Source organism: Streptomyces sp. NPDC043685 (assembly GCF_056436585.1).
The window spans coordinates 188048-212654 of sequence record NZ_JBWKCH010000010.1; the positions used below are offsets into that span (position 1 = coordinate 188048).

Consider the following 24607-nt stretch of genomic DNA (forward strand, 5'->3'; position numbering starts at 1 on the left):
CCGATGACCACCCTCGACATCAACGGGATCACCCTGGCCGTCGAGTCGTTCGGCCACGACGACGCGCCGCTCGTCCTGCTCGTCGGCGCGACGACGATGCTCTCCTGGCCGGACGGACTGTGCGAGCGACTCGCCGCCGGCGGGCGCCGCGTGGTGCGCTACGACCTGCGCGACAGCGGGGAGTCGACGACGGCGGACCCGCAGGCGCCCGCGTACACCCTGCGCGACCTCGCAGCCGACGCGGCGGCCCTCGCCGACGCGCTCGGAGGGCGGCCGGCACACCTCGCCGGGATCGGCGTGGGCGGGATGGTCGCCCAGGTGGCCGTGCTCGACCATCCGGGCGCGTTCTCGGCGCTCACCCTGGTCGGCACCCGCGCCGTCGCACCCGGCCCGCCCGACGCCGACCTCCCCGACCACGATCGGGCGACGATGAGCCGGCTGTTCGCGCGTCCGATGCCCGACTGGGCCGACCGTGAGGCGGTGGCCGAGTTCGCCGCCGAAGGCGCGGAGATCCTCGGCGACGATCCCGTCGCCGCCCGGGCGACCGCCGCCCGCGTCTGGGACCGCACGCCCGGCGACGCGCCCGCGGTCCGGATGGCCAACCATCTGGGCATGGTGTTCTCCAGGCTCGACTGCACACCCCGGTGGCGCGAGCGCCTGCCCGAGATCAGGGTCCCCACGCTGGTCGTCCACGGCCGTCACGACCGGTTCTTCCCCGTGGCCAACGGCGAGGCGCTCGCGCGGGCGATCCCGGGGGCCCGGCTGCTCGTCCTCGAAAAGGCCGCCACCGCGATTCCCGGCACGGCGGTCGGCGAAGTCGCCGAGGCGATGCTCACGACCGGGTAGTCACGCCCCCGAGCACGGTCACGCTCGTACCCGTCACCCGTCACCCGTCACCCGTCACCCGGATTCTCTGACTTCGGCGGTCTCGGAGGCTCCGGAGGCCGCGCCCACACCCGGCCGGGATGGTCCCGTCGGCGCCGCCATGCCTCGTCCTCGTGGCGGGGGTGTGGGGCGCCGAGGCCGGAGCGGGCACTCCGGCCTCGTCCCGGCCTCGCCGTCCCCAACGTCAGGCGTGGGACAGCGCGAAGGAGACCAGGAAACCGCTGACCGTGACCAGCCCGATCGCCAGATGGGCTTCCTCGAACGCCTCGGGGATCATCGTGTCGGCGATCATGGCCAGAATGGCGCCGGCGGCCACGGCCGTCACGCCCGCGATCACCGTGGCCGAGAAGCCGCCGAGGACGGCGTAGCCGAGGATCGCGGCGACGGTGCTCGCGACCGCGATGGCGCCCCACACCGCGAAGACGTAGCCCTTGCCGCGCCCGGCCTTCTTCATCCCCGCCGAGCTGGACAGGCCCTCGGGGATGTTGCTGATGAACACCGCCGCGACCGTCACGAGGCTGACCGCACCGCCGTCGAGCAGGCTGACGCCGATCACCGCGGACTCGGGCACTCCGTCCAGCAGCGCGCCCAGCGCCAGCGCCAGGCCCGAACCGCTCTGCTGCTGCTCGGACGGCTGCGCCTGCCCCGTGTGGTGGCCCGACCGCTTGCGGTGCCGGGCGCCACGGCGTGCCAGCCACAGGTTGCCCGCCGTGTAGGCCACCGCTCCGCCCAGAGTCCCCACCGCCGCCGGGCCCAGCCCGCCCTGCTCGTAGGCCTCGCCGACCAGCTCGAAGGAGACGGCCGACAGCAGCACTCCGGCGCCGAAGGCCATCACCAGGGCGATGACCTTCTGCGGCACGCGCACCCCGTAGCCGAACGCCGCTCCCAGCAGGAGCGCGCTTCCTGCCAGCAACCCCCACCCACCTGCTTGAATCACCTCGGACATGCCGCGCCGTGTACCCACCCGCGGGTGATCGGCACCTTAGGCGTCCGGTTGCCCTCACCACATCCCACGCCATGTCCTTCACCCGGCGACGGTGGTGCCGGGCGCGGACCGATCCGAGCCCCTGTGACCCAAGTCACTGCCGCATCTCGGGCGGAGCGACGGTTTTCCCTGCCGCGGCCGGTCTGTACAGCGACCGAACCCGCCACCACCACGGAGCTCGCCATGACCGACCTTTTCCGAACCGCCGTCGTGACCGGCGCCGGCCGTGGCTTCGGGCGCGCGATCGCCGCCGCGCTCGTCGCCACGGGCACCGGTGTCATCGGTATCGCCCGCACCGAGCGAGAGCTGCACGCCGTACGCGACGAGATCGGCGCCGGCTTCACCCCCCTCGCCGCCGATGCCACCGACGAAGCGCTCGCACACGAGGTGATCCACCGGCACCGGCCCGGGCTGCTCGTCCTCAACGCCGGCGTCACGCCGCACATGGCCCCCGTGCACGAACAGACCTGGGAGTCCTTCAGCCGCAACTGGCTCACCGACACGCGCCACGTCTTCGCCTGGACCCGGGCCGCTCTGCGCGAACCGCTGGCGCCGGGCAGCGTGGTCGTCTCGATGTCCAGCGGAGCCGTCCTGGGCGGCTCCCCGCTCAGTGGCGGATACGCCAGCGCCAAGGCGGCCATCCGCTACCTCCGCGGGTACGCGGCCGACGAGGCGCGGCGGGCGGACCTCGGCATCCGGTTCCACGTGCTGCTTCCCAACATGACTCCGGCCGGCGGTGTCGGCTCCGTCGCCGTCGACGGCTATGCCGCGCGCCAGGGCGTCGACCCGGCCGCCTTCCTCGCCGGCCGGGAGCAGCCGGTGCTCACCTCCGAGCAGTTGGCGAAGGCCGTCCTGGAGGTCGCCCGGAACCCCGGCAGCGACGCCGAGTACCGGGTGGCCGGAGCCGGGCTGCACCCGATCAGCTGAAGCCGCCTCCTACACACCCCGGAGAGACCACGATGTCATCGGACGACGACTTCGCCGCCCTGGCCGAGCCGTTCAGGCCGGAGCTGCTCGCCCACTGCTATCGGATGCTCGGCTCCATCCACGACGCCGAGGACCTCGTGCAGGAGACCTACCTGCGAGCGTGGCGCGGGTTCGACAGGTTCGAGGGCCGCTCCTCGGTCCGGCGGTGGTTGTACAAGATCGCCACCATGGCCTGCCTGACCGCGTTGGAGACCCGCTCGCGACGGCCGCTTCCGTCAGGGCTGGGGGCCCCATCGGACGATCATCGGGTGGCCGTCGCCGCTCGCGAGCCGTCGGTGGCGTGGCTCCAGCCGGCCCCCGACGCGCTGGTCGGGGCCGACGATCCCGCGGTCGTCGCGGTCCGCAGGACCGGGGTGCGGCTCGCCTTCATCGCCGCGCTCCAGCTGCTGTCGGCCCGGCAGCGGGCGGTGCTGACGCTGCGTGACGTGCTGGCGTTCCGGACGGCCGAGGTCGCCGCCATGCTCGACACCACGAGCGCGGCCGTCGACAGCGCCCTGCGGCGGGCCCGGGCCCGTCTGGCCGAGGCCGGACCGGCGTGGGACGACCTGCCCGAGCCGGACGAGGAGACCCGGCGGACCCTGCTGGACGGCTATGTCGACGCGTTCACCCGGGCCGACCCCGATGCGCTGGTCCGACTGCTGCGCGCGGACGTCGAGTTGGAGATGCCGCCGACCCCGACGTGGTTCACCGGCCGGCAGGCCGTCATCGGGTTCCTGGCTCACAGGGTCCTCCGCGAGAACCTGTGGCGCCTGCTGCCCACCCGCGCCAACGGCCAGCCCGCTCTGATCGCCCACCAGCACACGGGCGGGGGCCGCTACGAGCCGTACGGCATCCAGGTGCTGACCCTGGCAGGGGCCCGGATCGCCCGCATCACCGCGTTCAACGACCCCGGGCTGGTACCGACGTTCACTTCACCGTCCGCGCTCGTGGTCCGGCCCGGGCGTCCTGAGTGACTGTCCGATGTGCCGGGTGCCGTCTGTTCGTTCGTGTGTCTGTTCATCGGTGGTGGACGACATTAGGGTGAGCGGCCTTCGCGTCCTGGGAGGTCTCGTGAACGGGCTCCGCGCGGTCATCGTCTGCTTGGTCGTCGCCTGTGTCGCGGTGGTGTCGCCGGCTGCCGCCGTGACGCGGGGCTGGTCGGCGCTGCCGGTGCCGGCGGCCGTCCTGCCGGTCACCGTGTCCGATCTCGCCGCGCGCGGGCCGGGCGAGGCGTGGGCGACCGGGTTCGAGCAGGCTGCCGACGGACTGCGGCCGATGCTGTACCGGTGGGACGGCACGGCGTGGAGCCGGGACATGGCCTTCCCCGGTGCCGGTGAGCCGGGCCGGCTCGCCAAGGTGCAGTTCGTCGGCGAGGAGACGTGGATCTTCCACCAGCGCGCGGAGACGGGTGAGATCCTGCGCCGGTCGGCGGGAGGATGGTCCACTGTTCCGTTGCCGCGGACCCTGTGGACCTACCAGGACTTCGCCGCCGTTCCGGGGGCCGCGTGGGTGGTGGGTGAGGACGACACCGGGCTGAAGGTGCTGCACCACGACGGTTCCGGCTGGACCACGCAGTCCGCCCCGGACGGGGTGCTGTACTTCATGGGAATCACCGCGCGGACCGCCACCGACGCCTGGGCCTGGGCGGACACCAGCACCGGGACCGGCGTGCTGCGCTGGAACGGCACGGCGTGGCGGGACGCGAAGGTTCCGCTGCCGCCGAACAGCAACGTCCACACCATCCTGCTCGAACCGTCCGGCCGGGTCACGATCGGCGGCAGCCGGTACACCGACGGCGTGGTCCGCACCTACCTGCTGACCTGGAACGGCCATGCCTGGCGCACCATGTATCCGCCGCTGGGCGACACCTTCGCCGAGGCCATGGTGCGCGGCCCGGACGGCGCGCTGTGGCTGCCGGTGCGCAGTGACCGGGCGTTCGAGTCGAAGTACGCGCGCGTGGCGGCGGACGGCCGGCACACCTCCTTCTCCTACGGGCCGGAGCGCCCGAACGCGATCGACGTGACACCGCGTGCACTGGCGAGGAGCGGGTCCTCCCTGCTGTCCTTCGGCACCGTCGAGATCTACGGCTCGAAACCGAACCTGATGAGCGAGCGGCTGGGAGGCTGACCATGGCCCGCCGACTTCTCGTCACAGGTCTCGCTCTCGTCCTGGCCGTCATGGCCGCACTCGGCCCGGCCGCGGCGGACACGTCGTCGTGGCAGCACGTTCCGGTCCCGGCCCAGGTGCGCCCCCAGGCCGGGCTGAACGGGGCGGTGGCGTTCGGGCCGGACCGGGCCTGGGCGGTGGGAGTCGACGCGGTCGGCCGCCAGGCGCCGGGTTTCCCGCTGGTGCTGCGCTGGGACGGAACCGCGTGGCAGCGCCAGAGTCTGCCCGGCATCGGCTGGCAGGGAGAGCTGCTGTCCGTCGCCGCGACCTCGCCGGCCTCGGTGTGGGCGGTCGGCCGTGACGCGGCCGGCGGGGCCCGTCTGCTCCGTTTCGACGGCGCCTGGCACGACAGCCGGACGCCGCGCGGTGTCGTACCCACCGAGGTCGTCGCCGGCGGCGGGGAGACCTGGCTGCTCGGTTCGCGGGACGGCGCGCAGGTGTTGCTGCGCTGGGCGGGGCGCGGCTGGGGGGACGTGCCGGTGCCGCCGGGATCCGTCCACGGCCTGCACATCCTGGCGGCCGACGACGTCTGGGCGGCGGGTGCCACCGCGGCGGGCGCCGCCGTGTCGCACTGGGACGGGCAGGCGTGGCGGCAGACGATCGTGCACGGGTTTCCGCGGGCGGCCGTGGGCAGTGTGCTGGCGGTCTCGCCGACGGAGGTGTGGGCGGGCGGCACGGGCGGGTTCATCGGCGGCCCGGCGGGCAAGCCGATCCCTCCTCTGCTGGTCCGCTTCGACGGGCAGACCTGGAACCGGGTGGACCTGCCCGCGGACTTCGGCTCGGTCACCTCGCTGGCGCCCGGCCCGTCCGGCGAGCGGGTCTGGGTGGCGGTGGCCCGCTCGCAGAAGTGGGGCTCGCCGGGAAGCTCTCCGCCGCTCGTCCCCGGGCCCGACTTCCTTGCCTGGAACGGTCGGTCGTTCACCGAGTACAGCGAACCGGCGGTCGCCGGCGAGGGCGATTCCTCGCTGCTGCGGCTGGCTCCGGTGCCGGGCACCGCGACGGTGTGGTCGGTCGGACGCGCCGCCGGCCCCGAGGGAACCTTCGCCCCGCGCGTCCTGCGGTTCGGCTGAGAGGGCGCCGGAGTGGCCGGCCGCCCGGCCACACACGGCAGGACGGCGGCCCTCACCCGGTCCTGGCCTTTCGTCAGTTCCGGGCGACGAGGTACTCCTTCACTCCCGGTGCGGTGTGGGCGTCCTCCGCGTTGACCGCGGCCCCCACCGCGTCGGCGTCGGGCCGGTGGACATAGGTCGAGGTGCTCGCCGGCTGCGCCTTGTCGGAGAAGTTCTGCGCCGTGCCGAGGCCGACGTCGACACTGGACTGCGAGCGGTGGGCCTTGACCACGTCCTCGCGGGCGAGACTGCCGTTCTCGCAGGCCTTCTTCAGGTCGGTGCCCATCAGCCGGGCGGCGTTGTAGCCGGAGAGCACGCCGGAGTCGACGAGGGAGTCCGGGTACTTCTTCTTGTAGGAGGCGACCATCTTCCGCACCCCGGCCAGGTCCGAGCTGACCGCGGGCGCGGCGCTGACCACGTGCAGCATGGCCGCCAGCGCGGGGGCGGCCGGGGTCTTCATCAGCTGCGGGGCGTAGCCGGGGGCGCTGCTGACGACGGGCACCTTCAGGCCGCGGGAGGCCGCGACGCCGACCAGCGACGCGGTCTGGGCCGGTCCGGCGCTGACGAGGATCGCCTTCACGCCTTCCTTGCGCAGCGCGGAGACCTGCGCGGACAGATCGGTGTCGGTCGCCTTGATCTTCTGTCCGGCGATCTTCAGGCCGGCCTTCCTCGCGGCCCACCGGGACCCTTCGAGCGCGTTGGCGCCGTAGTCGCCCTCGAAGTACACGTGGCCGATGGTGTCGCCCTTGGCCAGGCCTTTGGTGCGGGTGAGGAAATCGACCGCGGCGATCATGTCGATGTCGTAGGTGGTGCCCAGGACCTGGACGGCCTCGCGGTCGAGCAGGGAGGCGGCCCAGGCCTGCGGGAAGGTGAGCACCTTGTCCCGCTCGATGTCGTCGAGCAGGGCTGCCATCACGGGCGAGCCGATGACCTGGGGCAGTGCCACGACGTCGGTGGAGAGGTCGGCGTAGGCGGTGACGGCCTTCTGGACGTCGTAGCCGTGGTCCTTGACGACGATCTCGACACGCCGGCCGCAGATGCCGCCGCGGGCGTTGACCTCGTCCGCCCACATCTGCTGGGCCTGCACGATGCTCTTGCCGAGGGTGGCGTAGGGGCCGGTGAGGTCCGTGAGGGCGCCGAGCCGGATGGCCTTGGCGGTCACCCCGGGGCCGGTCCTGACGCCGTCGGCGCCGTCGCTGGTGCTCCCGGAGGAGCCGGCCTTGGAGCTGCATCCGGTACCCGCGAGCAGCAGGGCCGCCAGGGCGGTGGCCACAAGCGTCGTGGTGCGGGGTGCGGTGTGGTGCGTGGGCTTCACGGGGTGGGCTCCTTGGCTCGTGCGGCCGATGTGTGCCGTCGGGACGGAGAGGTGGTGTCCGCGGGGGGTGAGGGGGCGGTTCGGCGATCGCGCGGGCGGGCGCGCAGCCGTCGGACCAGGCCGTTAAGTCCGTCGGGGGCGAACAGCAGGATCAGGACGATCGCCGCGCCGTAGAGGTAGCGGGCGGCCTCGGTGGGGCCGACCGTGCCGTCGGTCGTGCCGGGGGCGGCCACGAGGGGCAGTTGGTCGGCGTAGCGGGTCATCAGCAGCGGCAGCGCGGTGACGAAGACGGCACCGGCGGTGGCTCCGGCCACCGACCCCAGCCCGCCGATGACGATCATGGCGAGGTAGTCGACCGACAGCACGAGGCCGAAGTAGTCGGGCACCACGCGGCGGAAGGAGAGGGCGAGCATCACCCCCGCCAGACCGGCGTACATCGAGGAGACGACGAAGGCCGCCGCGCGGTAGCGGGAGACGTCGACGCCCATCACCGCGGCCGCGGTCTCGCTGTCGCGCAGCGCCACCAGGGCGCGTCCGGGACGGCCCCGGAGCAGTCCGCGGGCGGTGAACCAGGTGAGTGCGAACAGCGCCAGACCCACGTACCACAGTCGTTCCTCGGCGCCGAACGGCACGCCAAGCAGGGTCAGTTCGGAGTCGGCGGAGAAGGAGAACCCGCCCAGCTCCAGCGGCGGCACCGAGCGGCCGTTGAATCCGCCGGTGACGGAGTCCGCGGTGAGCAGGACGTGATGCCCGAGGAAGACCAGGGCCAGAGTGGCGACGCCCAGGTAGATGCCGCGCACCCGGCCGGCCACGGGACTGAAGAGGCCACCGGCGGCCCCGGCTAGCAGGACCGCTAGCACGGCGGCCGCGGCGGTCGGCAGCCCGGGTCCGGGTTCTCCGGCCAGCCATACGTAGCCGTAGGCGCCGACGGCCAGGAAGAAGGCGTGGCCGAGGGAGAGTTGGCCCGCGGTGCCGGACAGCAGGCCGAGGCCCACCGCGCCGATGGCCGCCGCCATCGAGAACAGTCCGATGCGCAGCCAGAACGCGTCGAGGTAGAAGGGCAGGGCGCACAGCACGGCGACGGCCGCGAGGATCCGGACCGGGCGGAGAGCGCGGGTGCGGGAGAGTCGCTCAGACACGGACCGCCGCCTTCGCTCCGAACAGCCCCGTGGGCCTGACCAGCAGCACCAGCACCATCACCGCGTAGGGGGCGACGTCGCCGAACCCCTCGCCCAGGACGTGCAGCTCGGACTGGTAGCCCGCGACGAGCGCCTCGGTCAAGCCGATGAGCAGGCTGCCCGCGAGGGCCCCGGGCGGTGAGGCCATCCCGCCGAGGATCGCCGCCGGGAACGCCTTCAGGGCGATCTGGCCCGTGGTGCGCTCCAGGCCGGGTGCGGGGAAGGCGGCGAGGAAGACCGCCGCCAGGGCGGCCAGCGCTCCGGCCAGGCACCAGGCGAGCATGCGGATCCGGGTCAGTCGCACGCCCATCAGGGAGGCCGCTTCGACGTCCTCGGCCGCGGCACGAAGCGACAGCCCCCAGGGGGTGTACCGGAACAGGGCGAAGACACCGGCGATGACCACGCCGGAGACCGCGATCGCGGCGATCCGGCTGTCCGCGACGGTCACCGGGCCGAGCCCGCTGACGGAGTCGCCCCAGGGGTCGCCGAGCGGGAGCAGGTCGCCGCCGATGCGCCGCGACAGGTCGGTGAGGACGATGATGTCGAGGCCGATGGTGACGATGGTCTGGACATGGGCGCCGTGCGGGTCCGCTCCCCCGCCGGCCTGGAGCAGGAAGCGGTCCATGGCGCCGGCCACGGCTCCGGTCGCCAGGACGGCCACGGCGAGGGCACCGGCGAAGCCGAGGTCGTCGTGGAGTACGGCGGTGAGGTAGCCACCGAGCAGGAGCAGGGAGCCGTGGGCGAAGTTCATGACGCCGGAGGCCTTGAAGATGATGACGAAGCCGAGGGCGACCAGGGCGTAGACCGCGCCGAGGGCGAGGCCGTTGAAAAGGTTGTCCAGGAGGGTGGTCATGCCGCCTCCTCCCCTTCCGCGCCGGTGCCGAGGTAGGCGCGCAGCACCTCGGGGTCGCGGCGGACCTCGTCCGGTGTGCCGTGGGCGAGGGCGCGGCCGAAGTCGAGGACGGTGACCTCGTCGGCGAGCCGCATCACCAAGCCCATGTCGTGCTCCACCAGTACGACGGACAGGCCGAGTTCGGCGCGTACGGCGTGCACGACCTCCACCGTGCGGGCGCGTTCGGCCGCGTTCATCCCGGCGACCGGTTCGTCCAGCAGCAGGACGCTGGGTTCCAGGCACAGGGCGCGGGCGAACTCGACGCGTTTGCGGTCGCCGTAGGAGAGCAGGGCGACGGGGCTGTCGAAGTGGGCGGCCAGGCCGGTGAGTTCGGCGATCTCGCGGGCGCGGTCGAGGTGTTCGCGCTGTTCGCGCCGGGCCTGGGGCAGGCGCAGCGCGCTGGCGGCGAACCCGGCGCGGGTCAGAGCGTGGCGGCCGAGCATGAGGTTGTCGGCGACCGTGCCCTGGGTGGTGACGATGTTCTGGAAGGTGCGGGCGACGCCCAGGGCGGCGATGCGGTGGGGCGCCAGCCGGGTCAGGTCGGCGTCCCCCAGCCGTACGGTGCCCGTGGCCGGGCGGCACAGCCCCGACAGCACGTTGAAACAGGTGGACTTGCCGGCTCCGTTGGGGCCGATGAGCGCGTGGACAGACCCCGGGGTGACGGTGAGGGACACCGCGTCGAGGGCGGTCAGCCCGGCGAACCGGACGGTCACGTCCGTCACGGCCAGTTCGGGGGGTGCGGTGGTGCGGACGGTCACGCGGCTCCCTGCCCCTCGGTGGTTCCGGCTCTCCGCGCGGTCGCGGTGCCTTCCTCGGTGCTCTCGCCCAGGTAGAGCCGCTTCACGGCGTCGGTGCGGGCGAGTTCGTCGGCGGGCCCGGAGAGCCGTACCTCGCCGACTTCCAGGACGTGGGCGGTGTCGGCGAGGGACAGCGCCATGCCGGCGTTCTGCTCGACGAGCAGGACGGCGGTGCCCTGGGCGTTGATCTCGCGGACGACCTCGGCGATGCGGTACACCATCTGCGGGGCGAGACCCAGGGAGGGCTCGTCGAGCAGGAGCAGGCGGGGTGCGGCCATGAGGGCCCGCCCGATGGCGAGCATCTGCTGTTCACCGCCGGAGAGGAGCCCCGCCGCCTGCCGGGTGCGTTCGGCGAGGCGCGGGAAGAGGGCGAAGACACGGTCCCGGGCCTCGGCGACCTGGTCCGGGCGGCGTCGCCCCAGGCCGAGGCCGCCGGAGCGGAGGTTGTCGTCGACGGTGAGTCCGGCGAAGACGCGGCGTCCCTCGGGGACCTGGACGACTCCGGCGCGTACCGCGGCCACCGGGTCCCGGCCGTCGAGTTCCGTCGTGCCGTAGCGGACGCGGCCGGCCGTGATCGCCCCGCGGTGCAGGCGCAGGGTGCCCGACACCGCCCGCAGCAGGGTCGTCTTGCCGGCGCCGTTGGCACCGAGCAGGGCGACGACTGCGCCGTGCGGGACGGTCAGGGACACGGAGCGCAGGGCGGACAGGGCGCGGCCGTAGGTCACGTCCAGGCCCTCGACGTTCAGGGCGGGCTCCTCGTCCGGTGGTGCTTCGGGCATCACGGCTCCTCGGATCCGTGCCGTCGGGCACGGGTGCTTCGGGGGAAGGGCAGCTCACGACAGCACGGGTGCGGGGGCGCGGTACAGCCGTTCTGGCGGGGTGGCTGCGCGGTCCCAACGCGGGTCGGCGGGGACTGTGCGGCTGCCCAGGGGGCGCCAGGGGCTGCGGTTTCCCGAAAGGAGCCAGGGTGAGGCGCGCAACGATCAGAGTCTCGGGACGGTTCGAAGGCCCGGGACAGTGACGGCCGGATGCCGTCTTTGCCGTCTCGGGGCGGATGCCGTCCGGGGTCGGCTGCTGTCCGGGGTCGGCTGCCGCCCGGAGTTGGCTGCCGGGGACCGGCGTTGGCCCTGCCGTGCGGGCACAGGCCGGCCCGGGCGGCGGTCAGCCGTGCGGGAGGCGGCGTGCCGTCAGTGCGAGGCTGATCTCCACCACGTCGAGCGGGCGCGCCAGGGAGCGGCCGATGAGCTGCTCGCAGCGGCGCAGCCGGTTCAGGACGGTGTTGCGGTGGCAGTACAGCCGTTCACCGGCGCGCTGGGCGGACCCCTCGCAGGTGAACCAGGCGACCAGGGTGTCCAGCAGGACGTCCCGGTCGGCCGGTTCCAGCCGCAGGAGGGGGCCGAGGACCCGCTCGGTGAGGTTCGCGCCGATCTCCGGGCAGGAGACGACCAGCGCCTTGGGCAGGTGCTCGGTCAGGCGGACCGTGCCGCCCTCGGGCGGGCAGATGCTCAGGGCCAGGTCGGCCAGGCGCCGGGCGTCGCCGACGGCGGCGAGGCCCGTCACGGCGGTGCCGACGCCGATGCGGCACCCCGTCGCCGTCTCGTCGCCGGGCAGGACCAGCGCCGCCAAGGGGTCCGGCCCGTCCGGTCCGTCCCCCTCCTGCGCTCCGTCTCCTCTCTCCCCGACCAGGACGATGCCGTGGTCGACGTCCGTCCCCGTGTGCCAGTACGCGGGGGTGCCGGACGCGCGGGCCCGGGCCGGGACGCCCGTGAGGTTCCGCGGCCGGACGCCGGCGACCGCCACGACGACGTACCGGCCCTGCTCCGGCAGTCCCAGTCCCTCTGCGGTCTCGGGCAGGTCGGCGATCCGGCTGGTGCCGTCGAGGAGTGCCGTCGCCAGCAGTCGCACCCGGTTCTCGCGCCGCCAGGCAAGCTGCCGCTCGGCCTGCCGGTAGGCGTCCGCGACGAGGGTGCAGTGCTCGTCGACGAAGTTCCACACGTCGGTGGCCACGTGCACGAGGAGCCGGATGTCCTCGGGTTCCGAGCGCGTGGTCTCCTCGACCAGCCGTTGCCACACCAGGGACCCGCCCAGCCGGAAGGCGTGCAGCAGGGCGTCCAGCGGCAGGCCCTGCTCGGCCCGTGCGACGCCGATCCGCCAGGTGCAGCGGTGGGCCGCCTCGCGGGTCCCGCGCGGGTCCAGCAGCGAGGTCACGCTGTGCCGCAGCGAGCGGTACGCCTCCTGCCAGGTGGCGGCGTGGTCGTTCTCCAGCGCGGTGCGGTACGCCGGTTCCTGCTCGCGCAGGACCTCCATCAAGCGGTCGGTCAGGTCCGGCAGGTCGTCGAGCAGAACACGGGCCGCACGGTGCAGTACGCGCAGCGCGTCGGCGTCGATCAGCGAGCGGATCCGCCGTGTCCGCGGCTGCGGAACGGGGGTCGGCGCGGTGCGGAACGTCGTGCGTGTGCGTGCGGCGGGATGCATCGCGGTCCTCCCCCGGCTGCGGCCCAACAAGTCCTGCCCCGAAGAATGACATACCGTCCGGTCGGTCCCCAGAGTCGTGCGGCACTCTTCTCGCCGCGAAGGGCACTTCAGCGGCTCTCCTGGTCGACCATGCGGGCCAGCTCGACGCGGGAGCGCACGCCGAGAGCGGCGAAGACGTTGCGCAGGTGGTAGTCGACCGTGCGGGTGCTGACCGCCAGCCGCTGGGCCACCTCCCTGTTGGTGGCGCCCTCGGCGACGTGGCGCGCGATCCTCAGTTGCTGCGGGGTCAGCCGGGACAGGCCCGCGGACGGCTCCGCGCCGGAGACGGCCCCGTTGGCGCGCAGTTCGCCGCGCGTCTGATCGGCCCAGGCGCCGGCGCCGCAGCGTTCGAAGGCGACCAGGGCGGCTCCGAGCCGGCCGCGGGCCTCCCGCAGCCGGCGTCGCCGTCGCAGCCAGCGGCCGTGGAGGAGTTCGGTGCGGGCCCGCTCGAAGTCGCCGCCCGACTCGTCGTGCAGGGCGAGTGCCCGCCGGTAGAGGCCGTCGGCCTCGGCGTCCTCGGCGGCGAGGAGGGCGCGGCAGCGCGCCAGCTGGGCGGGCGCGTGCGGATCGGCGCCGAAGGCCGCCCAGCGGGCGAGGTCGTCGAGGATCCCCCGCGCGTCCTCCGGCTGCCCGGCGAGCACCGCGGCCTCCACGAAACAGGGCACGGCGAGCATCCACACGGCGAAGTGACCGCGCCGGGGGCCGGGGCCGACGAGCGGGCCGAGCCGGTCGGCGGCTTCCAGGGGGCGGCCGCGGGCCAGGTCGGCACGGGCGATGGCCCACTCGGCCAGGGTCGCGGTCTGGGCCAGGCCGTGGCGCCGGGCGGTGCCCAGGGCGGCCGAGGCATGGCCGGCGACGGCCACGGTGTCCCCCTCGATCGAAGCGGCCAGGGCGAGCATCGCGTGGTGGCTGGCAGCGATGTTGCGGTGGCCGGCCAGCAGTGCCGTGCGTACCCCCTCCTCGGCGTGCGCGCGTGCCTGCGCGTGGCGACCGGCCCTCAGTTCGCCGTAGGCCAGGTACTCCAGGGCCCGCGCTTCCAGGGTGGAGCACTCCGCGTTGCGGGCGGCCGCGAGGGCGCGCGCCCCGGCCGCACGGGCCACTCGGACATCGCCGAGCAGCAGGGCCGCCGCGGCGGCGCGCAGCAGCCGCTCGGGGCTGCCCTCGGTGTGCGCCTGGTCCAATACGCGCCGCAGCGGCCGGGCGGCGTGCTCGGGCCGCCGGGCCAGCAGGGCCCGCATGCCGTCACGGTAGTCCCGGAGGAACGAGTCGCCGACCGGCTCAGGACCTGACGGCTCCGGCCGGGCGCCGCCCGCGGCAGGAACGGCCGGGTACGCGGGACCGGTGGGATGCGGTACGGCGGACGCGGACCCCCGCACCGGGTCCTCCATGCTGTCGAGAACGGTCAGACAGGCCAGGGCGTCGCCCGAGGCCCAGGCGGCGTCCACCGCGCAGAGGCGGGCGGCCTGCGCCGAGCCGGGGTCCTCGGCGGCCAGCAGGGAAGCCGCCAGCAGCAGGGACTCGCGCGCGTCGCCCACCGGCCCGTCGAACAACTGCCGTCTGCCACGCTCGAGTTCGGCCCGCCCGCGGTCCTCGGCGGCCGGCCGGGCGGCCTCCCGTCCGTTCCCGCGTCCCGCGCGGGGAGCCGTGCGCGGCCTGCTGCTGTTTCCGGTCATTTCACGGAGGCTACTTGCGCGTAACCAAGACCGGAAGGTTGACGTCCGTACGTCCTTGCGTCCAAACCCGCAGCTCCGCCCGCATGTGGGCGGCATGCGCCCGGCGGGCGGACTGTGCCGTCGCCCAACGGCGGCCCCTCTCGGCCGTGCCCGGGCACCCTCCGGTGGCGGACGCGTCGCACGCGTCCGCCACCGGTCCCCCGCTTCCCCCGGCCACCGCGGCTCCGCGGCCGGGGCGTCGGCGTCAGGAGCGGTGCGGGCAGTTGCCCCGGTACTCCTCGATGGTCAGGCTCGGCCGGGGCAGCGGGCACAGGAACTGCTCGTAGCGGGTGTCGTTGTCGATGAACCGCTTGAGCCAGGAAATGCTGTACTTCGCGATCGTCGTGTTCGACGAGTTGGGCGTGAAGTGCGTCGCCGAGTTGAGCTCAAGGTAGGCCCGGTCCAGCGACGAGGACAGGCCCGAGTAGAAGGGCTCGGCGTGGGAGGCGACCGGGGCGATGGTGTCCCCGTCGGCTCCGAAGATCAGGGTCGGGGTGGTGACCTCGGGCCAGGTCTTGTCGAGGTTCCACGGGGTCAGCGGGATCGCCGCCTGGAGGGACGGACGGGACTTGGCGGCCTCCAGGCTGCCACCGCCGCCCATCGAGTGGCCCATCACGCCGAGGCGGGAGGCATCGACGCGGCTGCGCACCGCACTGCGCTCGGTGAGGTAGTCCAGGGCGGCCAGGAGCTGTCGGCCTCGGGAGTCGGGCTGGTCGAGCGTGGTGAGGGTGTCGATGGTGAACACCACGAAGCCCTGCGAGGCCAGACGCGGTCCGAGCCACGCGATGGACGACTCGTAGGCGGTGTAACCGGGCGAGACGGCGATCGCGCCGAAGGTGCCGTCAGCGGTGGAGGTCGGGTAGTAGATGGTGCCGCCGCCGAACCCCGTGGCGGAGAGCGAGGAGACGGACGTCTGCGAGACGGCGTACGGTCCGCGCAGCGCCTCGATGCTGGAGGTGGTGGGGGCGGGGCCGCGCTCGTAGGGGTTGTCCGCGGCGTGGGCGCCCGGGCCGGACAGCGGGCCCAGACCGATGACGACGGCGAGTGCCGCGACGGCGCCGGACAGGCGTCCGGCCCGGCGCCCGCGTGAGCCGCGGGCGTGAGGGGGTGAGTCGGTGTGGGGGTGGAGTCGCACGACGAGTCGTCCTCTCTGTCGTGGCGGTCGGCCCCTCACGGGCACGCGGGACCTGGGGCGTCTGCCGCGCGCCCGCTACGGGCACCGCCATCGGGCTGGCCGTGCCACTGTCAGGGACCGGCCACCGCGCGCGGACCGGCAATGTCACCGGTCTCGTGGTGCCGCCGTGCGCGCGGACTCCGCCGCTCGGGACGCCGGTGGGCACGACGCCCGCAGTCCGTCCGAGCGGACGGTCGACAGGGGGCCGGTGACGTACGGGCTTCCCCGGCCGGAACAACATGGCCGCCAGGGAAGCCCGGGGTATGAAGCGCCGGCGGACCGTGTACGCCTACGCAGCCTGAGACGGACCGCGGATCAGACGGCTGAGACAGACCGATGACCGGGCCCGATGACCCGGCACCTCGTCCGCTCGGTGAACTGCCATCATGCTCGGATGGCCCACGACATCGTGTTCTTCCTCGCCCCCGACGACGAAGCGGCCGCTGCGACGCGTCTGAGGGGACCCGGCCAGGGCTATGAGTCGGTGACCTGCCGTTTCATCGAGCCGGACAGCGCCATCGCCGAGTGGGACATGTACTTCGAGGCGCCTTCGGCCAAGGCCCCGCCGCCCGAGCAGCTCCTCGCGTGGCCGTGGCCGGAGTGGGTCACCGCCCCCTTGAACGATGGCGTCGAGGTGTTCGCTCTGCCGAAGCGGCTGACCCGAGCGCTCGCCGAAGCGAGTTCCGCCCAGCTGGAAGAGCTCGCCGGCCGCTGGACCGCGCGGCTCCGGTCCGAGGACGGCGACGACATGACCGACGACGATCTACTGACCGTCCTGCAGGGCGTGGCCCGCCTCGCGGCGTCTGCGGTGAACACGGGCGGCGGCCTCTACAGCTGGAGCTTCTGACCGGTCCCCCGCGAGGGACGCTCGTTCCTGACGCCGTCTCACGCCAGGGCCCCGATACAGGGCACGGCCGTGCGCGGGGTCCGGGACCCCGTACACGGCCGCGACGGCTGGTGCGGGACGCCCGGGTTCCGCCGGGCGTCCTCCTCACGGGTGGCGCCAGGAGCGTCAGTCCACGATCACCCCGGCCGGCACCGCCGCGGCCCGCCCGGTGAGTGCACCGCCGAAGTTCCCCTCCACCTCCGCCTTCTCCGCCGAGTTCGGGTACGGGTTCTTGCACGAAGTGCCCGCGCTGGAACCGGACATCAGGCTTGTGCAGGGTCCGGGCTTGCGGTCCGGCAGGCCGAGGATGTGGCCGAGTTCGTGCGCGGAGATGCGGATCGTGTCGTAGCCCTGGTCGACGGCTTGGCGTCCGATGTAGACAGTCCCGTTGCCCAGGGTGCCGGGCAGGGCGCGCGGCCAGCCGTTGTCCGCGAGGATCCGGATGTTCGCTCGTTGCCCGGACGCGACGGGCCGCAGCTCCACGGTGTCGACGCTCTCGTTCCAGATGGCCGCGCCCCGGTTGACGGCGCTCTTGAACTCCGCGGCACCGGCGGCGTCGTAGGTCAGGACGCGAGCGGCCTGCAGGGCATCCGCTGCCCTGGGTGCGGCGGCGGCCTGACCACCGGTCAGGGACAAGGACACCAGACAGGCGGCGGCGAGGCCGCCGGTCAGCATACGGACGTGCATGATCGACCTCCTTGTGGGGGAAGGGGAGTCGTGCTCATGACATTCTTTAGCCCATTGCCCGGCGCGGTCACCACCGAATCCGTCAAACGGAGTACACCGACCGCCCGTCAGGCGACGGCCGCCACCGAGACGCCGATGGCGATGAACAGCCGGCCGGTGGCCAGCTCCCAGCGACGCCTGAGCGGCGTGCGGCGCGCCCTCGTGCGCGCCGCGCCTTTCCCGGACGGCCCGCCGGGCGGCGCGTACGGCCCGTACGCCGAGGTACACGAAGTAGGCCGAACCCATCAGTTTGACGGCGTCGTAGACCAGGGGTCAGCGGGTGGTGATCACCGAGAGACCGGCCGCGGCGGCCAGCATGTGCACACACAGCCCGGTCTGCGCGCCGAGCGCCGCGCCTCTGCCCTTCGAGGGGTCCTCGGCAGCGGATCCGAGCACGACGAGGAAGTCCGGGCCCGGCACCACGTAGACCACCAGTACGGCGCCGAGGAAACCCACCCGGTCGACCGTCATCCGCCCGCCACTCCCCCTGTGCCCCTGCCCAAGCGCCCACGATCGGAGGCCGGTTGGCACCCGTGCGCCCCGGTCACCGGGCGAAGGCCCCGCCGAGTACCCCCGTGCGGGCCGTTCGGACACCCTGGCCGACGAAGGCGGGTGAACGGCGCCCGGCCGGGTTGTGATCACCGTCGTTGACCTCGCCACCGGGGCATGCGCACAATCTGCGGGCCTGCGCCGTGCGCTGGCGAACCGGGGGAGGAACGATGTGCGACACGTGCGCTCACCGCGACACGATCGATGCCGTCGCGCGCAACCCGGCGGCGCCGGTCGATGTGTTGATGCGGCTGCTGTCCACGGAGGCCATCGCGGCCTGGGACACGCTGGCCTGGCGTGCCCTGCCGGACGAGGTGGTCGACGCGATCGTCGCCCATCCCGACCACCGGCTCCGGTCGGCCTTCACCGCGAACCCCTCGGCCACACCGGAACAGCGCGCCCGGCTCGTCGACGATCCCGACACACGGGTGCGCCACGCTCTGGCGTACGGGCCCGACTGGTTCCGCGTCCCCGTGGAGCCCCTCCCCCTGGCCGCGCAGAAGCGTCTGCTCTCCGACCCGGAAGCGCGGGTCCGCCGCAGCGCCGCAGAATGCCGGCACACCGCCGCGGAACTGATCGCCCCACTCGCCGGTCACCAGGACGCGAAGCTGCGGCGGGCAGCGTGCCGGGAGTGGGACCGGCTCTCCGAAGACACCCGGGACCGCCTCCTCCACGATCCCGACGAGGACGTGCGGCGGGCAGCCATGATGAAGGCCTGCCGCGACGACGCCCGGTACACCGACCTCCTGCTCGACGCCGGGCTCGGCACCTTCGAACGGCAGGAGGTGATCCGCTCCGGAGCGATGAGCACGGCGACCGCCGAACGGCTCGCGGCGAGCAGCGAAGAGGCGGAGCGGCGCGAGCTGGCGGCCAACCTCGACGTCTCCATCGACATCGTCCGCACGCTGGCCGACGACGACGCCCACAGCGTCCGGCTGGCCGTGTCGGTGCGCCCCGAGCTGACGGAGGCCGAGCGCGCCGCCGTCGACATCACCATCAGCCCGGCCGACCGGCTGTATCCGGTGGAGTGGGTGCGCCGCTGCGCCGATCCGGAAGCCCTGCGCGCATGCGCCCGTTCGGCCAACATCCTCCTGCGCCGCAGCGCCGCGTGCAGCCCGCACCTGCCCGCCGACGCCGTCGCCCTGCTCGCGAGGGACGACGACCACCCGGTGAGACTCCTCCTGTGTGAGAACCAGCCGACCGTCGACGGCGAAGTCGTGCTGCAGACCTATCTGGACTGCCAGGTCATCACCAAGGGCGCTCTCCTCGCCCACCCCGGGTTCCCGCGCGCCGGCGCCGGCCGGCGCTTCGCCGACGACCCCGATCCACAGAAGCGACGACTCGTCGGACTCGACCCCGAGGCCCCGGCCGACGTGGTGGCCCGGTTGCTCACCGACCCCGACGAACACGTACGGACCATGGCGGCCGCGCACCCCGCGCTGCCGGTCGACCTCATCGTCCGCAGCTGCGAGAACCCGGAGACGTCCTCCTCGGCCCTGCGCAACCCCGGTCTCCCCGTACGAGTCATGCACGGGTACCTGGACGCCTCGGGCGTCCCCCGCTGACCTCGCTGACCCCGCGGCGCTGACCCCGCGGCCGCCGAGGGGCGGTCCGGTCAGGCCGTGACCCTGGCGATGAACGCCGTGAGGTGCCCCACCGTCCGGTGGATCTTCTCCTCCAGCGTGAGCGACTCGGGGAGGCGGGCGCCGATCCCCGCGTCCTTCTTGCCCCGCAGATACAGGGAGCAAGACAGGTCGCTGCATATGTAGGCACCCACCGAGTTGCCCTGCTGCCCGGCCTTGCCGGCCCTCGCGGCGACCATGAGGGAGACGCCACCGGTGTGGGTGGTCATGCACATCGAGCACATACTGCGCCGCGTCTGCCATGACGAGGCGCTGGAGCAGCGCAGGGCGAGTGCCGTCGGGCGGCCGTCGAACTCGGTGACGAGGCAGGCCCGGTCGGGTGCCCGCGGGTCTCTCCAGCCGAGGAAGTCCAGGTCGTCCCACGGCCGTTCGGCCAGGTCGTGCGGGATGGACAGGCGCTTGGCCTCGCCCTTGGTGCAGTTCACGAAGGCGGTGCGGATCTCTCGCTCGGTCAGGGGTCTCATGAACCACAGGCTAATTTGCCTAAAGCCTATAGGCAAACGCATAATACCTATCGGCGACGAGGAGGCAGATCATGGCCAGAGTGGGTTTGACCCCTGAACGGCTGACGCGGGCGGGGGCGGAGCTGGCCGACGAGGTCGGCTTCGACCAGGTGACCGTGTCGGAGCTCGCCCGGCGCTTCGACGTCAAGGTCGCGAGCCTGTACTCGCACCTGAAGAACTCCCAGGAGCTCAAGACGCGGATCGCGCTGTTCGCCCTGGAGGAACTCGCCGACCGGGTCGCCGAGGCCCTGGCCGGGCGCGCCGGCAAGGACGCCCTGGCCGCTTTCGCGAATGCCCTCCGCGACTACGCCCGGGACCACCCGGGCCGTTACGCGGCGGCACGGCTCCGGCTCGATCCCGAGACGGCGGCCGCGAGCGCCGGGGTGCGGCACGCGCAGATGACACGGGCGATCCTGCGTGGCTACGACCTGGCGGAGCCGGACCAGACCCACGCGGTCCGCATGCTGGGCAGCGTCTTTCACGGCTACGTCAGCCTGGAACTGGCTGGGGGTTTCGACCACAGCGCTCCCGACGCCCGGGAGTCCTTCGCCTGGATCGTGGATTCCCTCGACACCCTGCTGCGCAGCCGGGCCACCGCGGAGCGGCCGGGAGCGCCGCACACCGACACGGCCAGCGCGACGACGACACCTCCATCGACAGGCTGAGGCGATGAGCACCGAGCACGACCTGATCACCACCCCCGTCACCGCGGATTTGCTGCGCGGCCACCTGGACGTCGAGACGACCGCGCACGGCCTGCTGCCGCACCGGCTGCCCGCCAAGGCGCGCCGGCAGATCCCGGACCTCCAGCTGGCCACGGCCGAGGCCCAGCCCTCGGGCGTGCGGCTGGCCTTCCGCACCCGGGCCACCAGGATCGAACTGGACACCCTGCCCACCAAGCGTGCCTACCGTGGGTTCCCGGCTCCCGCTGACGGTGTGTACGACCTTGTGATCGACGGCCGGCTCACGGCGCGGGCCACCGTGGCCGGGGGCAACCTCCGCACGATCACCGACATGGTCACCCAGACGTCCGAACTGTCGGAGGGGCCGCCCGGCACCGCCCGGTTCACGGAGCTGCCGGCGGGTGACAAGGACGTGGAGATCTGGCTCCCGCACACCGAGGTCACCGAGCTGATCGCGCTGCGCACCGACGCACCCGTCGAGCGGGCGCCGGACAGGGGGCGCAGGGTGTGGCTGCACCACGGCAGTTCCATCAGCCACGGCTCCAACGCCGCACACCCGACCGCCACATGGCCGGCCCTGGCCGCCGCGCGGGGCGCGGTGGAACTGGTCAACCTGGGCTTCGGCGGCAGCGCGCTGCTCGACCCGTTCACCGCCCGGGCGATGCGGGACACCCTGGCGGACCTGATCAGCGTCAAGATCGGCATCAACATCGTCAACGCCGACGCCATGCGCCTGCGCGTCTTCGCGCCCGCGGTCCACGGCTTCCTCGACACCCTCCGCGAAGGGCACCCCACCACGCCACTGCTGGTCGTGTCGCCCCTCCTGTGCCCGGTCCAGGAGGACACCCCCGGGCCTCTCGCACCCGACTTCGACGGCGGCACCCTACGGTTCAGGGCGACGGGCGGTCCGGCCGAACGCGCCGCCGGGCGCCTGACCCTCAACGTCATCCGCGACGAACTCGCCCGGATCGTCGCACAGCGGGCGGCCGACGATCCCCATCTGCACCACCTCGACGGCCGCGCCCTCTACGGCGAGAACGACTACACCGCACACCCGCTGCCCGACGGCATCCACCCCGACCCGGCCGGACACCACCGCATCGCGGAGAACTTCGCGCGGCTGGCGTTCGGTGCGGGAGGCCCGTTCGCGCCCGGGACCCACCAGACGCTCTGACCACCGAGCGGTCCCGTCCCAGTGAGCCGAAGCTCAGGAGTTGTCACCAGCGGGATCGGCTGAGCTGGCGAATGGGGACGGTCGAGGCAGCCTGGTTGTCACCAGCGAGGCATCCGACTTGTCACAGACGCTCATTCAGCAGTCCTTCTGTCACCAGAAACGAAGATCGGGAGCATGAGGTTCTCCACGGCGCTTCGATGAGCTCATGGCCGCTACACACGCTGGGTCGGGAAGGGTAGTCGAAGCCGCTGACACCGGGTCCGTCTGGTCGCATCAGTGCAGCTGGGAGGAGTGTCTGGACCCGGGAGCGGCACAACGTCTTCCACTGGCTCCGCAAAGCCGACCACCAGCCCTACTACGGCGCCCTCAAGCCGCTGCTCGAAGACCACGCCGAGCACCTGACCAAGGCGATCGACAGACGCTGAGCCTGAGCGTGATGGGCAAGGTCAGGACCGCGCGGTCCGGAACGCCAAATACCGACAGAAGGCTTCATGGCTGTCGGGGGTGAAGCGCCACTCCAGCAGGGCCGACCGCAGCTCCGGCTCGGTCAGCCAGCCATGCCAGGCGACCTCATCGGGATCGGGGACCACGGCGTCCGGCACCACGGCTTCGTGCACGCCGAGCCAGTAGGGGCTCAAGCCGCTGCGGTTGATGAACGTGCACAGCAGGCGCGGCAGCGCACGAATGCCCAGCTCTTGGGCCAGCTACCTCGCGGCGGCCTGTTCATAGGAGTCGCCGACATTTGCGGCACCACCGACCTCGACCTCATGGAGCCCGGGGAAGCGCGATACCTGCTCCGACCGTCGGTGGACGAGGAACCGTCCACGCTCATCACGACACACCGTCACGGCGACTCGGTGGAGCCCACCCTCCTGGATGGCCTGCCGGCGGCTGACCACCATCCCCAGCACACGATCTTGATCGTCGACACGCTCCACCAGTTCATCCACGACGCACACCCTGGCAGAGCCCACTGACACTGACGCTTCTCTGAGCCCGCAGAGGCCGACCCAGGAGAACCAGAACTGGGACGGACACGGATCACCACAGTTGTCGACCTGTTGTCCTATCGCACTGCGTCTGGCGTGTGATGGGCAGCCGACCTGCGCGGTTGCCAGGGCAAAATCGCCAACCGTATCCGCCGGAGATCGCCGTTCTCCATGGTGCTGCTGTGTGGAAAGCCCCGAACCCGCCCTCGCGGCCTTGGATCTGCACGTGGTGATGTGCTGTGCGATGTGCACCATTACCTGTACGCGATGCTGAGCTGCACTGTGTTGATGGGGAGTCGAACCCCCGCGTTGCTCTTCACGCGCCAGGAGTGGGCTGGAAAACCGCCAACCCTCGGTGCGTGCACGCCTCCGAAGCCGCTACCTGCTCCACATCGTCCCAGCTTGCTGGACTACTCAGTCCAGCAGATCGACTTCCCAGTTCGTACGCTGGATCCGCACATCAACCTCGCGGAGTTCCCGGGCGAGCGCATCCGCCTGACTGCGCAGTTCCGCGACCGGTAGCGCGGAGAGCATCAGCAGCTCGGACCGAAGTTGCCGACCGTATCCCCGCTCGCCCTTACCCGCCGCCGCGTCCGCCGCCGCGGTGACCACAGCGTGACGCAACCGCAGGACATCCCGGCGTGCGAGAGCATCGGTGAGCGTGCCGTCCGGACCCATCTCCACGGTGGCATTGGTCCGGTTGATCCGCCGGATCAACGTTTCCAGAGCGTCCAGCACCTCACCGGCCTCAGCCAACAGCTGAGCTGCATCCTCGGCGGGTGTCTCCCCTTCCTGGTACCGCGCATTGCTGACGACGCGCGCTCGCAGTTGTTCTACACGGCGCGTCGCCTCCGCACGTTCTGCCAGTGCCTCAGCAAGCTTCACTATCTTCACCTCCCCCTCCATGAGCTCGCACGAGTATACGAGTGCGAACCAGCTCACGCGCACTGGATTTTGATCCGTCGGAGCCCTGACCAGCACGGACTTCCCAGTCCGCCGCCTTCGGCGTCGGCCCCCTCGACATTGACCAGCCCCAAGTCCGTCGCCACCCCGGCTCGCTGTACGTTGACAACCAGCCTGCCTATGTGACAACTATCGTGCTTCGGCTCACCCAGACATGAGTGACCGTCCGCCGCTTCCGGCCGTCAGTAGTCGAGGTCCAGGTAGTCGATGTCGTTGAGGGCCACGTTCGACAGGTCCATCGCGCGGGCTCCGCCGTCCTGGAAGTACACGTCCTTCAGTCCGTCCGCGATGATCTGCCGCAAGTCCTGGTCGGCGGCGCCGGCGTCGCGGGCCTCGAAGAGACGGCGGGCGTGTTCCGGCGGAAGGTGCACCGTGAGACGGCGGAAGCGGCCGTCGTCGGTGGTGCCGACGGGTGCGGTGTAGCCGAACCGGGCCCTCGTCTCCACGGTGATTCCGCCCGTGGCGGCGGCGTGTCTGCGCCGTCGCCTGCGGACTTGAGGTTGCCAGCGGGCCCGTACGGCTGTGTCGATCCGCCGCTGGATGTCCTTCGGCGGATGTTTGCGCTCGCCCTTGCGGTAGCGCTCCACCGACCGCTGGCTCACCCCGAGTTCCGCCGCCACCGCACGGGTCGTCTTGAGCTGCCTCATCAGGAAGTTGATCTGACCCCTGAGGGTCGTGGGCGGCTTCCGGGTGAAGGCCTCCTGGTCGGCGCGCTCGATGGCGTCCTCGATCTCTCCCACGGTGTCAGTTCCCTTCGCGGGCCGGGCCCGAAGCGGTGAGGCCGGGCAGTCGCGCGGT

The 24607-nt window shown here is 72.5% G+C and carries 22 protein-coding genes and 2 pseudogenes; 9 read left to right on the forward strand and 15 right to left on the reverse strand.

Translation table 11 applies throughout. The features are described 5' to 3' along the window. Window positions 1-3: 3 nt before the first annotated feature. Window positions 4-846 carry an alpha/beta fold hydrolase gene (locus AC0665_RS30410; protein ID WP_478610427.1) on the forward strand — a complete coding sequence of 281 codons (843 nt, stop codon included), beginning with the start codon at window positions 4-6 and terminating at the stop codon, window positions 844-846. A 223-nt stretch (window positions 847-1069) separates the two neighbouring features. Here AC0665_RS30410 and AC0665_RS30415 read toward each other — a convergent pair whose 3' ends face one another. Next, on the reverse strand, window positions 1070-1831 hold the full coding sequence (locus AC0665_RS30415; protein WP_468413940.1) for a ZIP family metal transporter: 762 nt from the start codon (window positions 1829-1831) through the stop codon (window positions 1070-1072). Between the two features lie 222 nt (window positions 1832-2053). On the opposite strand from AC0665_RS30415, the gene AC0665_RS30420 reads away from it, so the two are divergent. The 4 genes from AC0665_RS30420 to AC0665_RS30435 all read left to right on the forward strand — a co-directional run bounded on the left by AC0665_RS30420 (window position 2054) and on the right by AC0665_RS30435 (window position 6072). Continuing rightward, on the forward strand, window positions 2054-2797 hold the full coding sequence (locus AC0665_RS30420) for an SDR family oxidoreductase (RefSeq protein ID WP_468413938.1): 744 nt from the start codon (window positions 2054-2056) through the stop codon (window positions 2795-2797). A gap of 32 nt (window positions 2798-2829) precedes the next feature. Then, on the forward strand, window positions 2830-3810 hold the full coding sequence (locus AC0665_RS30425; RefSeq protein WP_478511092.1) for an RNA polymerase subunit sigma-70: 981 nt from the start codon (window positions 2830-2832) through the stop codon (window positions 3808-3810). A gap of 97 nt (window positions 3811-3907) precedes the next feature. Beyond that, entirely contained in the window at window positions 3908-4963 is a 1056-nt protein-coding gene (locus AC0665_RS30430; protein WP_478706219.1) for a hypothetical protein, read from the forward strand. A gap of 2 nt (window positions 4964-4965) precedes the next feature. Then, complete coding sequence (locus AC0665_RS30435) at window positions 4966-6072, forward strand: hypothetical protein (RefSeq protein WP_478706220.1); 1107 nt, start codon at window positions 4966-4968, stop codon at window positions 6070-6072. Window positions 6073-6145: 73 nt separating this feature from the next. Here the strand turns inward: AC0665_RS30435 and AC0665_RS30440 are convergent, their stop codons facing one another. The 8 genes and pseudogenes from AC0665_RS30440 to bdeA form a co-directional block, all read right to left on the reverse strand. After that, on the reverse strand, window positions 6146-7426 hold the full coding sequence (locus AC0665_RS30440; RefSeq protein WP_478706221.1) for an ABC transporter substrate-binding protein: 1281 nt from the start codon (window positions 7424-7426) through the stop codon (window positions 6146-6148). After that, window positions 7423-8565: a branched-chain amino acid ABC transporter permease gene (locus AC0665_RS30445; protein ID WP_478610433.1), complete on the reverse strand. Its 1143-nt coding sequence runs from the start codon at window positions 8563-8565 to the stop codon at window positions 7423-7425. The genes AC0665_RS30440 and AC0665_RS30445 overlap by 4 nt, the downstream gene beginning before the upstream one ends. Further along, complete coding sequence (locus AC0665_RS30450) at window positions 8558-9457, reverse strand: branched-chain amino acid ABC transporter permease (protein ID WP_478706222.1); 900 nt, start codon at window positions 9455-9457, stop codon at window positions 8558-8560. The genes AC0665_RS30445 and AC0665_RS30450 overlap by 8 nt, the downstream gene beginning before the upstream one ends. Next, window positions 9454-10254 (reverse strand): ABC transporter ATP-binding protein, encoded by an 801-nt coding sequence (locus tag AC0665_RS30455; RefSeq protein ID WP_468639332.1) that lies wholly within the window; start codon window positions 10252-10254, stop codon window positions 9454-9456. Before AC0665_RS30455 ends, AC0665_RS30450 begins: the two co-directional genes overlap by 4 nt. Continuing rightward, a complete protein-coding gene (locus tag AC0665_RS30460) occupies window positions 10251-11072 on the reverse strand; it encodes an ABC transporter ATP-binding protein (protein WP_468413922.1) in 822 nt (273 codons plus the stop codon). The genes AC0665_RS30455 and AC0665_RS30460 overlap by 4 nt, the downstream gene beginning before the upstream one ends. Before the next feature lie 382 nt (window positions 11073-11454). Continuing rightward, the gene (locus AC0665_RS30465; protein ID WP_478706223.1) at window positions 11455-12768 is read right to left on the reverse strand and encodes a PucR family transcriptional regulator; all 1314 of its coding nucleotides are present in this window, start codon (window positions 12766-12768) and stop codon (window positions 11455-11457) included. Window positions 12769-12875: 107 nt separating this feature from the next. After that, a pseudogene (locus tag AC0665_RS30470) lies at window positions 12876-14396 on the reverse strand (LuxR C-terminal-related transcriptional regulator); the annotation flags it as partial. A 328-nt stretch (window positions 14397-14724) separates the two neighbouring features. After that, window positions 14725-15654 (reverse strand): bis(hydroxyethyl) terephthalate hydrolase, encoded by a 930-nt coding sequence (bdeA, locus tag AC0665_RS30475; RefSeq protein WP_468413918.1) that lies wholly within the window; start codon window positions 15652-15654, stop codon window positions 14725-14727. A 433-nt stretch (window positions 15655-16087) separates the two neighbouring features. Here bdeA and AC0665_RS30480 point away from each other — a divergent pair, with 433 nt between their 5' ends. Next, window positions 16088-16540 carry a hypothetical protein gene (locus AC0665_RS30480; protein ID WP_478706224.1) on the forward strand — a complete coding sequence of 151 codons (453 nt, stop codon included), beginning with the start codon at window positions 16088-16090 and terminating at the stop codon, window positions 16538-16540. A gap of 165 nt (window positions 16541-16705) precedes the next feature. Here the strand turns inward: AC0665_RS30480 and AC0665_RS30485 are convergent, their stop codons facing one another. Next, window positions 16706-17266, reverse strand: coding sequence for a snapalysin family zinc-dependent metalloprotease (locus tag AC0665_RS30485; RefSeq protein WP_478706225.1), 561 nt, complete (start codon window positions 17264-17266; stop codon window positions 16706-16708). 312 nt (window positions 17267-17578) lie between these two features. After that, window positions 17579-17776, reverse strand: coding sequence for a hypothetical protein (locus tag AC0665_RS30490; RefSeq protein WP_478706226.1), 198 nt, complete (start codon window positions 17774-17776; stop codon window positions 17579-17581). A gap of 248 nt (window positions 17777-18024) precedes the next feature. On the opposite strand from AC0665_RS30490, the gene AC0665_RS30495 reads away from it, so the two are divergent. After that, a complete protein-coding gene (locus AC0665_RS30495) occupies window positions 18025-19419 on the forward strand; it encodes a hypothetical protein (RefSeq protein ID WP_478610440.1) in 1395 nt (464 codons plus the stop codon). 50 nt (window positions 19420-19469) lie between these two features. Here the strand turns inward: AC0665_RS30495 and AC0665_RS30500 are convergent, their stop codons facing one another. Next, window positions 19470-19961: an FBP domain-containing protein gene (locus tag AC0665_RS30500; RefSeq protein ID WP_478706227.1), complete on the reverse strand. Its 492-nt coding sequence runs from the start codon at window positions 19959-19961 to the stop codon at window positions 19470-19472. Window positions 19962-20032: 71 nt separating this feature from the next. Between AC0665_RS30500 and AC0665_RS30505 the strand changes: the two genes are divergently transcribed. Both AC0665_RS30505 and AC0665_RS30510 read left to right on the forward strand, forming a co-directional pair. Then, window positions 20033-20665: a TetR/AcrR family transcriptional regulator gene (locus AC0665_RS30505; RefSeq protein WP_478706228.1), complete on the forward strand. Its 633-nt coding sequence runs from the start codon at window positions 20033-20035 to the stop codon at window positions 20663-20665. Window positions 20666-20669: 4 nt separating this feature from the next. Beyond that, a complete protein-coding gene (locus AC0665_RS30510) occupies window positions 20670-21857 on the forward strand; it encodes a GDSL-type esterase/lipase family protein (protein ID WP_478706229.1) in 1188 nt (395 codons plus the stop codon). Between the two features lie 446 nt (window positions 21858-22303). Here AC0665_RS30510 and AC0665_RS30515 read toward each other — a convergent pair. The 3 genes and pseudogenes from AC0665_RS30515 to tpg all read right to left on the reverse strand — a co-directional run bounded on the left by AC0665_RS30515 (window position 22304) and on the right by tpg (window position 24549). Further along, window positions 22304-22759, reverse strand: a pseudogene (locus tag AC0665_RS30515) (NUDIX domain-containing protein). 501 nt (window positions 22760-23260) lie between these two features. After that, on the reverse strand, window positions 23261-23731 hold the full coding sequence (locus AC0665_RS30520) for a DIP1984 family protein (RefSeq protein WP_468414154.1): 471 nt from the start codon (window positions 23729-23731) through the stop codon (window positions 23261-23263). A 260-nt stretch (window positions 23732-23991) separates the two neighbouring features. After that, on the reverse strand, window positions 23992-24549 hold the full coding sequence (tpg, locus tag AC0665_RS30525) for a telomere-protecting terminal protein Tpg (RefSeq protein ID WP_478610444.1): 558 nt from the start codon (window positions 24547-24549) through the stop codon (window positions 23992-23994). Between the last annotated feature and the right edge of the window lie 58 nt (window positions 24550-24607).

What these genes read in the sequence shown, in the direction of transcription:
- AC0665_RS30410 (WP_478610427.1), top strand. Translation starts at nt 4, where the DNA reads ATGACCACCCTCGACATCAACGGGATCACCCTGGCCGTCGAGTCGTTC.
- AC0665_RS30415 (WP_468413940.1), bottom strand. Translation starts at nt 1,831, where the DNA reads ATGTCCGAGGTGATTCAAGCAGGTGGGTGGGGGTTGCTGGCAGGAAGC.
- AC0665_RS30420 (WP_468413938.1), top strand. Translation starts at nt 2,054, where the DNA reads ATGACCGACCTTTTCCGAACCGCCGTCGTGACCGGCGCCGGCCGTGGC.
- AC0665_RS30425 (WP_478511092.1), top strand. Translation starts at nt 2,830, where the DNA reads ATGTCATCGGACGACGACTTCGCCGCCCTGGCCGAGCCGTTCAGGCCG.
- AC0665_RS30435 (WP_478706220.1), top strand. Translation starts at nt 4,966, where the DNA reads ATGGCCCGCCGACTTCTCGTCACAGGTCTCGCTCTCGTCCTGGCCGTC.
- AC0665_RS30450 (WP_478706222.1), bottom strand. Translation starts at nt 9,457, where the DNA reads ATGACCACCCTCCTGGACAACCTTTTCAACGGCCTCGCCCTCGGCGCG.
- AC0665_RS30460 (WP_468413922.1), bottom strand. Translation starts at nt 11,072, where the DNA reads ATGCCCGAAGCACCACCGGACGAGGAGCCCGCCCTGAACGTCGAGGGC.
- AC0665_RS30465 (WP_478706223.1), bottom strand. Translation starts at nt 12,768, where the DNA reads ATGCATCCCGCCGCACGCACACGCACGACGTTCCGCACCGCGCCGACC.
- AC0665_RS30480 (WP_478706224.1), top strand. Translation starts at nt 16,088, where the DNA reads ATGGCCCACGACATCGTGTTCTTCCTCGCCCCCGACGACGAAGCGGCC.
- AC0665_RS30485 (WP_478706225.1), bottom strand. Translation starts at nt 17,266, where the DNA reads ATGCACGTCCGTATGCTGACCGGCGGCCTCGCCGCCGCCTGTCTGGTG.
- AC0665_RS30490 (WP_478706226.1), bottom strand. Translation starts at nt 17,776, where the DNA reads ATGACGGTCGACCGGGTGGGTTTCCTCGGCGCCGTACTGGTGGTCTAC.
- AC0665_RS30495 (WP_478610440.1), top strand. Translation starts at nt 18,025, where the DNA reads ATGTGCGACACGTGCGCTCACCGCGACACGATCGATGCCGTCGCGCGC.
- AC0665_RS30500 (WP_478706227.1), bottom strand. Translation starts at nt 19,961, where the DNA reads ATGAGACCCCTGACCGAGCGAGAGATCCGCACCGCCTTCGTGAACTGC.
- AC0665_RS30505 (WP_478706228.1), top strand. Translation starts at nt 20,033, where the DNA reads ATGGCCAGAGTGGGTTTGACCCCTGAACGGCTGACGCGGGCGGGGGCG.
- AC0665_RS30510 (WP_478706229.1), top strand. Translation starts at nt 20,670, where the DNA reads ATGAGCACCGAGCACGACCTGATCACCACCCCCGTCACCGCGGATTTG.